12 protein-coding genes are annotated in these 10,207 nt (G+C 69.4%); 6 read left to right on the top strand and 6 right to left on the bottom strand.

Going from position 1 to position 10,207, the window contains the following annotated elements:
* Nucleotides 1-226: 226 nt before the first annotated feature.
* The 5 genes from C665_RS15885 to C665_RS15865 all read left to right on the top strand — a co-directional run bounded on the left by C665_RS15885 (nucleotide 227) and on the right by C665_RS15865 (nucleotide 3,759).
* A complete protein-coding gene (locus tag C665_RS15885; protein WP_004322221.1) occupies nucleotides 227-814 on the top strand; it encodes a peptidylprolyl isomerase in 588 nt (195 codons plus the stop codon).
* Nucleotides 815-895: 81 nt separating this feature from the next.
* Nucleotides 896-1,390: a peptidylprolyl isomerase gene (locus C665_RS15880; protein ID WP_004322220.1), complete on the top strand. Its 495-nt coding sequence runs from the start codon at nucleotides 896-898 to the stop codon at nucleotides 1,388-1,390.
* 68 nt (nucleotides 1,391-1,458) lie between these two features.
* Nucleotides 1,459-2,241 carry a UDP-2,3-diacylglucosamine diphosphatase gene (locus C665_RS15875; RefSeq protein WP_004322219.1) on the top strand — a complete coding sequence of 261 codons (783 nt, stop codon included), beginning with the start codon at nucleotides 1,459-1,461 and terminating at the stop codon, nucleotides 2,239-2,241.
* Nucleotides 2,242-2,353: 112 nt separating this feature from the next.
* Nucleotides 2,354-3,505, top strand: coding sequence for a beta propeller repeat protein (locus tag C665_RS15870; protein WP_004322217.1), 1,152 nt, complete (start codon nucleotides 2,354-2,356; stop codon nucleotides 3,503-3,505).
* Entirely contained in the window at nucleotides 3,502-3,759 is a 258-nt protein-coding gene (locus C665_RS15865; protein WP_004322216.1) for a MoaD/ThiS family protein, read from the top strand. Before C665_RS15870 ends, C665_RS15865 begins: the two co-directional genes overlap by 4 nt.
* 25 nt (nucleotides 3,760-3,784) lie before the next feature.
* Here C665_RS15865 and C665_RS15860 read toward each other — a convergent pair whose 3' ends face one another.
* Nucleotides 3,785-4,639, bottom strand: a complete 855-nt coding sequence (locus C665_RS15860) for a hypothetical protein (protein ID WP_004322215.1) — start codon at nucleotides 4,637-4,639, stop codon at nucleotides 3,785-3,787.
* A 208-nt stretch (nucleotides 4,640-4,847) separates the two neighbouring features.
* Nucleotides 4,848-5,567, bottom strand: coding sequence for an aspartate/glutamate racemase family protein (locus C665_RS15855; protein ID WP_004322213.1), 720 nt, complete (start codon nucleotides 5,565-5,567; stop codon nucleotides 4,848-4,850).
* 152 nt (nucleotides 5,568-5,719) lie between these two features.
* On the opposite strand from C665_RS15855, the gene C665_RS15850 reads away from it, so the two are divergent.
* Nucleotides 5,720-6,289 carry a Uma2 family endonuclease gene (locus C665_RS15850; protein WP_004322212.1) on the top strand — a complete coding sequence of 190 codons (570 nt, stop codon included), beginning with the start codon at nucleotides 5,720-5,722 and terminating at the stop codon, nucleotides 6,287-6,289.
* A gap of 312 nt (nucleotides 6,290-6,601) precedes the next feature.
* On the opposite strand, the gene C665_RS15845 is transcribed toward C665_RS15850, so the two are convergent.
* The 4 genes from C665_RS15845 to C665_RS15830 all read right to left on the bottom strand — a co-directional run.
* On the bottom strand, nucleotides 6,602-7,786 hold the full coding sequence (locus C665_RS15845; protein WP_004322211.1) for an O-succinylhomoserine sulfhydrylase: 1,185 nt from the start codon (nucleotides 7,784-7,786) through the stop codon (nucleotides 6,602-6,604).
* A 33-nt stretch (nucleotides 7,787-7,819) separates the two neighbouring features.
* Nucleotides 7,820-9,355 carry an amidophosphoribosyltransferase gene (gene purF, locus C665_RS15840; RefSeq protein ID WP_004322209.1) on the bottom strand — a complete coding sequence of 512 codons (1,536 nt, stop codon included), beginning with the start codon at nucleotides 9,353-9,355 and terminating at the stop codon, nucleotides 7,820-7,822.
* Between the two features lie 10 nt (nucleotides 9,356-9,365).
* On the bottom strand, nucleotides 9,366-9,857 hold the full coding sequence (locus tag C665_RS15835; protein ID WP_004322207.1) for a CvpA family protein: 492 nt from the start codon (nucleotides 9,855-9,857) through the stop codon (nucleotides 9,366-9,368).
* 11 nt (nucleotides 9,858-9,868) lie between these two features.
* Nucleotides 9,869-10,207: SPOR domain-containing protein (locus C665_RS15830; protein WP_004322206.1), on the bottom strand; the 339-nt coding region annotated here is incomplete at its 5' end.

Genomic DNA, 10,207 nt, shown 5'->3' with positions numbered 1-10,207 from the left:
GGGGGGGGGCTTGTTGCTAGAATCCGGCGCTCGAGGCGGACTTCGGCAGGCCCACGCAAGCGCGCGAGTATAGCACGCCGCCTCCGCCCCCTTCCCCGGGCCCGGCCGCCCGGCGTGCATCGGGAGCGCATGCGGCACGCGCATCGGGCTTGCCCGGAGCGCCCGCGTCCTGCCAGCTCTCCAGCCATCCCGGCGGCCATCCTTCCGCCCCATTCCAGGAGTCCCCATGAAACGACACCTGCTTGCCTTCGCCACCGCGGCCAGCCTAGCCTTCCCGGTGCTCGCCGCCAACCCGACGGTCGAGCTCAAGACCAGCCAGGGCGATATCGTCGTCGAGGTCTTCGCCGACAAGGCGCCCAAGTCCGCCGAGAACTTCGTGCAGTATGTGAAGGACGGCTTCTACGACGGCACCGTGTTCCACCGCGTGATCGACGGCTTCATGGTGCAGGGCGGCGGCTTCGACGCAAGCATGAACCAGAAGGCCACGCGCGCCCCGATCGAGAACGAGGCCAAAAACGGCCTCAAGAACGAGCGCGGCACCCTGGCGATGGCGCGCACCTCCGACCCGCACTCGGCGAGCGCGCAGTTCTTCATCAACCTCGTCCCCAACACCTTCCTCGACTACCCGTCGCGCGACGGCTGGGGCTACGCGGTGTTCGGCAAGGTCGTCAAGGGCATGGAGGTCGTCGACAAGATCGCCAAGCTGCCCACCGCCAACCGCGGCTTCCACCAGAACGTCCCGGTCGAGGCGATCGTCGTCGAGAGCGCGCGCGTGGTCGGCACCGCCGCGCCGGCGAAGAAGCCTGCGAAGTAAGCCCGCGAAGCGAACCCACACCCCCCCTGCCCGGCGACCACGCTGCCGGGCCCACACCGGACCCACCCCAGGAGAACCCCCATGGCAGTCAAGCTGCACACCAACCACGGCGTCATCACCCTCGAACTCGACGCCGAGAAGGCCCCCGTCACCGTGGCCAACTTCCTCGCCTACGTCGAGGCCGGCCACTACGACAACACCGTCTTCCACCGCGTCATCGACGGCTTCATGATCCAGGGCGGCGGCTTCGAGCCCGGCATGAAGCAGAAGGCCACTGGCGAGCAGATCAAGAACGAGGCCGACAACGGCCTCAAGAACGACCGCGGCACCATCGCCATGGCGCGCACCCAGGCCCCGCACTCGGCCACCGCGCAGTTCTTCATCAACGTCGCCGACAACGCCTTCCTCAACCACACCTCGCCCGACCTGCAGGGCTGGGGCTACTGTGTGTTCGGCAAGGTCAGCGAGGGCATGGACGTGGTCGACAGCATCCGCAAGGTCAAGACCGGCTCCAGCGGCTTCCACCAGGACGTGCCGAAGGAAGACGTGATCATCGAGCGCGCCGAAGTCGTCTGATCGTGCCCGCGCGCGACCCTTCGCAAGTCGCCTCCGCCCCGGCCCGGCCGGGCGGGGCCGCCGCCACGATGCCGGAAGCCGCCCGCGCGGCGCTTCCGGCATTGTTCATTTCCGACCTCCACCTGACCGAGGACGAGCCCGCCAACGCCGCCGCCTTCCTCGACTTCCTGCACGGCCCGGCGCGCGCGGCCGCGAGCCTCTTCATCCTCGGCGACCTGTTCGAATACTGGGCCGGCGACGACGACCTCGAGACCCCCTTCAACGCCCGCATCGCCGCGGCGATCCGTCAGCTCGCCGACGCCGGCACCGCGGTCTTCTTCATGACCGGCAACCGCGACCTGCTCGCCGGCCCGGCCTTCGCCGCGGCGATCGGCGCGACCCTGCTCGAGGACCCGGCGCGCGTGCGCTGCGGCGATCGCGACGACGCAGACGCTACCGACGCCCCCGTCCTGCTGCTCGCCCACGGCGACGCGCTATGCACCGACGACCTCGCCTACCAGGCCTTCCGCCGCCAGGTGCGCGACCCCGCCTGGCAGGCCGGCTTCCTCGCCCAGCCGCTGGCCGCGCGCAAGGCCTTCATCGCCGGCCTGCGCCAGAAGAGCGAGGCCGCCAAGGCCGAAAAAGCCATGGAGATCATGGACGTCAACGCCGACGCGGTCGCCGCGCTGCTGCGCGAACACGGCTACCCCACGCTGGTGCACGGCCACACCCACCGCCCCGACACCCACTGCATCCGGGTGGACGGCCACGACTGCATCCGCCGCGTGCTGCCCGACTGGCGCGGCCACGCGGCCTGGCTCGCCTTCGACGGCGCGAATTTCACGCGCATGGACGCCGCTTCCGGACGCTGATCGATCCGCCGCGGCGCGCTCCTGCATCCGGCAAGCCGCAGCATCCTGGTCTATAGAACAGGAAAGGCGCGGCCCGGGGGCTTCCGGGTCCGCCCCTGCGCGGAGCTCAGTCATGAACGGATCCGAGGGCACGATCATGGTGCTGGTGGCGACCCGCAAGGGCGCCTGGTTCTTCCACAGCGACACCGCGCGCCGGACCTGGCGGGTGGAGGGGCCCCAACTGCTCGGCCAGATCGTCAGCCACGCGGTGCTCGACCCGCGCGACGGCCGTACGCTGCTCGCCGCCGCCAGGACCGGCCATCTTGGCCCCACCCTGTTCCGCTCCACCGACCTCGGCCGGCACTGGTCGGAGGCCGTCCAGCCGCCCGCCTTCGCGCGTGCCCCCCAAGGCACTGCAGGGCGCACGGTGGACCACACTTTCTGGCTCACCCCCGCCCCCGCCGGCGAACCCGGCTGCTGGTATGCAGGCACCTCGCCGCAGGGCCTGTTCCGCTCCACCGACGGCGGCGTGCACTGGACGCCGTTCTCCTGCCTCAACGACGACCCGCAGTACATCCGGTGGATGGGCACCGTGCAGGACGGTACGCCGGACGGGCCCAAGCTGCATTCGATCATCATCGACCCGCGCGACCCCGCGCATCTGTACATCGGCATGTCGGGCGGCGGCGTGCACGAGTCCCGCGACGCCGGGCGCAGCTTCGCGCCACTCCTGAACGGGCTCGAGGTGGTCGAGGGCTTCGACCGCGCCGACCCCAGCTTCCACGACCCGCACTGCATCCGGATGTGCCCGAGCGCACCGGACCGGCTCTACCAGCAGAATCACTGCGGCGTGTACCGGCTCGACCGCCCGGGCGACGAGTGGGTGCGGATCGGTCGCAACATGCCTGCGGAGGTCGGCGACATCGGCTTTCCGCTCGTGGTGCATCCGCGCGACGCCGAGCGCGCGTGGATCTTCCCGATGGACGGCACCGACGTCTGGCCGCGCACGAGCCCGGGCGGCCGCCCGGCGGTGTATGGCACCCGCGACGGCGGGGCGAGCTGGCAGCGCCTGGACCGCGGCCTGCCGCCGCAGCAGGCGTGGTGGACGGTCAAGCGCCAGTCGATGTGCGCCGATGGGCTGGACCCGCTGGGGCTCTACTTCGGCACCACCAGCGGCGAGCTGTGGACGAGCGCCGACGAGGGTGAGCACTGGCAGTGCATCGCACGGCACCTGCCGGAGATCCTCGCGGTCGAGACCGGCCATCCGAGCGCCGCCGCGACATGAAGGTGCTGATTCCCACGCCGCTGCTGTCCTACACCGGCGTGCGCGAGGTCGATGCCGAGGGCGCCACCCTGGATGCGGTGCTGACCGACCTCGATCGTCGCTATCCGGGCATCCGCTTCCGCGTCATCGACGAGCAAGGCCGGCTGCGGCGCCACGTCCGCTTCTTCGCCGACGGCGGACAGATCTTCGATCCTGCCCATCCGCTGCGCGCGGACGACACGCTCGTCCTCGTGCAGGCGCTCAGTGGCGGCTGAAGCGTCCGCGCGCCCCTTCGGTCGATCAGCCGATGCGCACCATACGGTCCAGGACACCGATGCAGGCCGAAACGGCGCGTACGTGCACGAGGATCTCGCGCGGCTCCTGGGCGGACACCTGCAAGCGCCTCCACGTGTACCGCTTTCCCCTCCCGCCGACGGCAGCCGATTCGGTCGCGTAGTGGCGTTGCAGCTTGATGGCGCCCGACCCGATGTTGATGTAGAGCGCCCTGACCCCTCCGAACTTCAGCCCGCATCGGTGCGTGATCTCGATAATCGCGTCGATGTACCAGCTTCCACCTTCGCGATAGACGCGCTCGTGGATGATGCTCGCCACCGGCTCGCGCTGGCGCGCGCTGAGGCCTCGGCAACAGCCATCGTGCTCGTCATCCCAGAGCTGCACGGGTGGTAGCGGCTCTGGCTCACCTTCCGGCGGATCGAATGGTCCCGGGATCAGTCCTCCCGGAATCTCTTCCCTCTCGCCGTCGCCAGCCGCTTCACGCGATTCATCGAACTGCTCCAGCAACCAGCGGAAGCGGAGCCATTCGCAGATCTTCGCATCGAAGGTGACGAGGTCGTTGGCCTCCTGGTGGTCGAGTCCGGCCCGGCGTGCCTCGCGGTAACGCTTCCACAGCACGGCGAGAATCGCATCGATGGCGTTTCGGAATGCCTCCGCATAAGCCTTGACGAAGTCGCCCACCGGGCCGGGAAGCCGGTCAGCACCCAGCTCGAGCAAATCAGCCAGCAAGCGGGCAATGACGATATCAGTCGGTTCCCCCCCCTCGAGGGCCTCCAGCAGCCTTTCGAGGCGTTTACGAAGATCGTCGGCCATTTGGACCGTGTCGAGGATCTTCCTCAAGCGCTTGATGAGTTCTTTCATGGCTCACCCTTCCACATTCAGCCGGGGCCACGCTCCGCGGCCACTGCCGACCGACACGGACACCCGTCATCCCCTTGCTTCAGCATAGACGAGCGCCATCGACCTTTACGCGAGATGTAAGGGCAGCGCGCAAAAGCCTTCGGGCCTATCCCCGCGGACGCGGCCGTACGCATTGCCCGCACGTCCCACCGCCCGGGGTTCGCCGGCGCTACAACACGGCGCCCCCCTCCTGCCCCTCCCCGAGCGCCAGCTCCACCGCCGCCGCCGCATGGATCGCGATGGTGTCGAACAGCGGCACGCTCGCATCCTGCCCGGACACCAGCAACGAGATCTCGGTGCAGCCGAGGATGATGCCTTGCGCACCGCGTTCGACCAGGCGGCGCATCACCGCGCGGTAGGCGGCGCGCGAGGCGTCTTCGACGCGGCCGAGACAGAGCTCCTCGTAGATCACGCGATGCACGCGGTCGCGGTCGTCCGCTGCGGGGACCAGCACCGCGATGCCGTGGCGCTCCTCCAGCCGGCCGCGGTAGAAGGCCTGCTCCATGGTGAAGCGCGTGCCGAGCAGGCCGACGCGGGACAGGCCGGCGTGGCGGATGGCCGCGGCGGTCGGATCGGCGATGTGGAGCAGCGGGATGTTCACCGCGGCCTCGATGGCGGGGGCCACCTTGTGCATGGTGTTGGTGCACAGCACGATGAAGTCGGCACCGGCGCGCTCCAGCGCCTGCGCGGCCGCGGCGAGCACGGCGCCGGCGGCGTCCCAGTCGCCGGCGTGCTGCAGGCGCTCGATCTCGGCGAAGTCGACGCTGTACAGCACGATCCTGGCCGAGTGCAGGCCGCCAAGGCGGGCCTTCACCGCTTCGTTGATCTGGCGGTAGTAGGGCACGGTGGATTCCCAGCTCATGCCGCCGAGCAGGCCGATGGTCTTCATGGGTTGCGGGTCCGGGAAGATGTGGGGGCAGACATGATGCCATGGGGATCGGGCGCGATCGGCAGCCGGGGATCCGCGGCCTTGCACGCGTGTAGCGTTGAAGCCGCCGCCCTCCTCGCCCACAATGGCGGGACATCGACTGGAGCTTCGCAATGGGACACGCACAGGAAGCCGCGACACTGAATCGGCAGGCCTACCTCGACTGGGAGGCCGCGCAGCCGGACAAGCACGAGTATCTGGCCGGCGAGGTATTCGCGATGGTGGGGGTGAGGCGAGGGCATGCGCTGGCCGCGTTGGCTGTCGCGAGTCGACTGCGCGCGCACCTCAAGGGCTCACGCTGCGACACGTTCGTTTCCGACATGAAGCTCTTCGTCGCCGATGCGGACGCCTATTTCTACCCGGACGTGATGGTCACCTGCGATGAGCGCGACCGCCGCGCCGAGCTGGCGATCGAGCATCCGCGCCTGGTGGTGGAGGTGCTGTCGGACTCCACCGCCGCCTGCGACCGCGGGATCAAGTTCGCCGCTTATCGAAAGCTGGCGGATCTGCAGGAATACCTGCTGGTCGACGTCGATCAGCGCCGCCTCGAGCTGTACCGCCGCGACGCCGGGCACTGGATCCTGCTCGAGAGCGAAGGCGACGGGCCCGCCCTGCGCCTGGAGAGCGTGGACATGACGCTGTCGCCGGCGGAGGCGTTCGAGGATCTGGACGGCGAGGCCTGAAGGCGACGCAGGCTTGGTCGCGAGTGCGGCAGGCCAGGGATGGTTCCGGTGGCGTTTTCCGGCGCGATGTCTTGCTTGGATGCGCGCTGGATCGCGACTTGCGTCGCTCCTACATACAGGCCCGGGCTGTGGCGGGTTTTCCGTGGGAGCGACGCAAGTCGCGATCGGGCGCTGAAATGACGGCGATCCGCATCGGCGCCGCGCATCGCGACTTGCGTCGCTCCTACAGGAACCCATACGACTTGCGTCGCGCCTGCAGGAGGCTCGAACGCTTCGGGCAGAGGCCGGTGTGATATCTGCGACGGACGCGCGTCAGCCCGCCAGGCCGCGGGCGAGGTCGGCCTTGAGGTCGTCGACGTCTTCCAGACCGACGGCGATGCGCAGCAGGCCGTCGCCGATGCCGGCGGTGGCGCGGGCCTCCGCGCTGATGCGGCCGTGGGTGGTGGTCGCGGGGTGGGTGATGGTGCTCTTGGTGTCGCCGAGGTTGGCGGTGATCGAGATCAGGCGGGTGGCGTCGACCACCTTCCAGGCCGCCTCGCGGCCGCCCTTCACGTCGAAGCTGACGATGGCGCCGCCGCTCTTTTGCTGGCGCATCGCCAGCACGTGCTGGGGGTGGGATTCCAGCCCGGGGTAGTACACCCGCGCCACGCCCGGCTGCGCCTCGAGCCAGCGCGCCAGCTCGAGCGCGCTCGCCGACTGCGCTTCCATGCGGATGCGCAGCGTCTCGAGGCCCTTGAGGATGACCCAGGCGTTGAACGGCGACAGGGTCGGCCCGGCGGTGCGCAGGAACTTGAACACCTCGTCGGTGATCGCCTTGCTGCCGACCACCGCGCCGCCGAGCACCCTGCCCTGGCCGTCGAGGTACTTGGTGGCCGAATGCACGACAACGTCGGCGCCGAGCTCCAGCGGGCGCTGCAGCGCCGGGGTGCAGAAGCAGTTGTCGACCGCGAAGATCACTCCGGCCGCGCGCGCGATCGCCGCCACGCCGGCGATGTCGATGACCTCGGTGAGCGGGTTGGAGGGCGTCTCGGTGAAGAAGAGCCTGGTGCGCGGCGTGACCGCGGCGCGCCAGGCGTCGAGCTCGGTGGCCGGCACGAAGCTGGTGGCGATGCCGAACTTCGACAGGATGCCGCCGAAGAGCTGCTGGGTGGCGCCGAACAGCCCGTTGGAGGCCACCACGTGGTCGCCCGCCTGCATGGTCGCCATCGCCAGCGACAGGATCGCGGACATGCCGGACGCGGTGGCGATGCAGGCCTCGCCGCCTTCGAGCGCGGCGAGCCGGTTCTGCATCGCGGTCACGGTGGGGTTGGAGAAGCGCGCGTAGACGTAGCCCTCCTCCTCGCCCGAGAAGCAGGCGGCGGCCTGCGCGGCGCTGTCGAAGACGAAGCTCGAGGTGAGGTACATCGCCTCGCCGTGCTCGCGGAACTGCGTGCGCTCGGTGCCGGCGCGCACGGCCAGGGTGTCGGGGTGAAGCTCGGGCGGAAGGGGGCGGTTCATCGTGGTCGTGCTTGGTTTCGTCTTGGGGGCGACTCAGTGCTCGGCGTCGGAGGCGAGGTTCAGGTCGAGCTGGCCATCGTCCCCGTCATCCTGGTCGTTCTTGCCCGGCTTGGCTTCACTGCGCTGGTTCTCGACGCCGTTGAGGTACTCGACGGTGATGTCGCCGGTGATGTAGTGGCCGTCGAAACACGAGGTCTCGAAGAACTGCAGCGAGGGATTGAGCGCACGCACCGAGGCCTTGAGGTCGTCGAGGTCCTGGTAGATGAGGCCGTCGGCGCCGATCTCGCGGCAGATCTCCTCTTCACTGCGGTCGGAGGCGATCAGCTCGCCGCGCGTGGGCATGTCGATGCCGTAGACGTTGGCGTAGCGCACCGGCGGCGCGGCCGAGGCGAGATAGACCTTGGTGGCCCCCGCCTCGCGCGCCATGTTGACGATCTCCTTGCTGGTCGTGCCGCGCACGATGGAGTCGTCGACCAGCAGCACGCTCTTGCCCTTGAACTCCTGATGGATGGTGTTGAGCTTCTGGCGTACCGACTTCCGGCGCGTGGCCTGGCCGGGCATGATGAAGGTGCGGCCGATGTAGCGGTTCTTGACGAAGCCCTCGCGGAAGGGCAGGTCGAGCCGGTCGGCCATCTGCATCGCCGAGGGGCGGCTGGAGTCGGGGATCGGGATCACCACGTCGATGTGCACGTTGGGCATGGTGCGGCGCATCTTGTCGGCGAGGAACTCGCCCATCTTCATGCGCGACTCGTACACCGACACGCCATCGATGATCGAATCCGGCCGTGCCAGGTAGACGAACTCGAACATGCACGGCGCATGCACCGTGCGCGCGGCGCACTGGCGGCTGTGGAAGCGGCCGGCGGTATCGACCAGCACCGCCTCGCCCGGCGCGACGTCGCGCAGCAGGCGGAAGCCGAGCACGTCCACCGCCACCGACTCCGAGGCCACCAGCCACTCGGTGCCGGCCTCGCAGTCGTTGCGGCCGATCACCAGGGGGCGGATGCCGTAAGGGTCGCGGAAGGCGAGCAGACCGTAGCCGGCGATCATCACCACCACCGCGTAGGCGCCGCGGCAGCGCCGATGCACGCCGGCGACCGCGGTGAAGATGGCCTCCTCGTCGATCTTGAGCCCCTTGCAGGCAGCCTGCAGCTCGTGTGCGAAGACGTTGAGCAGCACCTCGGAGTCGCTGCTGGTGTTGATGTGGCGCAGGTCGGACAGGAACATCTCGCGCTTGAGCGCTTCCGAGTTGGTCAGGTTGCCGTTGTGCGCCAGCAACAGGCCGAAGGGCGAGTTGACGTAGAAGGGCTGCGCCTCGGCGGCGTTGTAGGCCGAGCCCGCGGTCGGGTAGCGCACATGGCCGATACCCCAGTTGCCCTGGAGATTGCGCATGTTGCGCGTGCGGAACACGTCGCGCACGAGGCCGGAGCCCTTGTGCATGTGGAAACGCCCGCCCTCCGAGGTGGCGATGCCCGCCGCGTCCTGGCCGCGGTGCTGCAACACCTGGAGGCCGTCATAGAGCAGTTGGTTGACCGGGGAGGTGGCGACGACACCGAGAATTCCGCACATGGATTGAGGCCTATCTGAATCGAATCTTGTCGGCTACCTCTGCAGGCAGCCAGGGTTTGGCGGCGATCACCGCCGACTCCAGCGGCGCCGCGAACAGCGCGTCGCGCCACCACGGCTCCTTGGAAACGCCGGCGAGCCCGCCGATCAGCACCACCACGAAGGCGACCGCCAGCCCGCGCGCGATGCCGAAGAGCGCGCCGAAGAAGCGGTCGGTGGCGCCCAGCCCGGCGGCGCGCAGCAACTCGCGCAACAGGTAACGCAGCAACGCGGCGAGGATCAGCACCCCGACCACGACCAGCGCACCACCCGCGACCTGGCGCCACATCGGCTCGACGATCATGCCGGTGAAGACCCCGGCCGCTTCTTCGTTATAGCGCCACGCGGCGAAGAGCGCTGCCGCCCACGCGAGCACCGCCATGACCTCGCTGACCAGGCCGCGCCACATGCCGATGAGCGCGGAGAAGGCGAGCAGGCCGAGAAAGACGTAGTCGAAGACGGTCATGATCCGGGAAGTCAGCGCGGCTGCAGGACCGCCGGGTGTCCGGCGGCCTTGAGGCGGGCCGCGGTGGCGTCCGCCTCGGCGCGACCGGCCACCGGACCGACACGCACCCGCATCACGTTGCCGGCGCGCTCGGTGTAGGCCGGGAAGCCGCGCGCGCGCAGATCATCGACCAGCCTGGCGGCCTTGACGGCGTCGCTGAAGGCACCGATCTGCAGCACGTAGCTGTCTCCACGCGCGGGCGAGGCCTTGCCCTCGATGAGCGCGCGCAGGCGGGCCTCTTCGTCGGCGGAGGGGCGGCGCGGCTCGGGGGTCGCCACCGGCGCAGGCGGGCGCTGCGGCATCGCCGCGGC

Source organism: Thauera aminoaromatica S2, assembly GCF_000310185.1.
Lineage (GTDB): Bacteria > Pseudomonadota > Gammaproteobacteria > Burkholderiales > Rhodocyclaceae > Thauera > Thauera aminoaromatica.
This window is presented reverse-complemented; position numbering and strand designations above follow the sequence as displayed.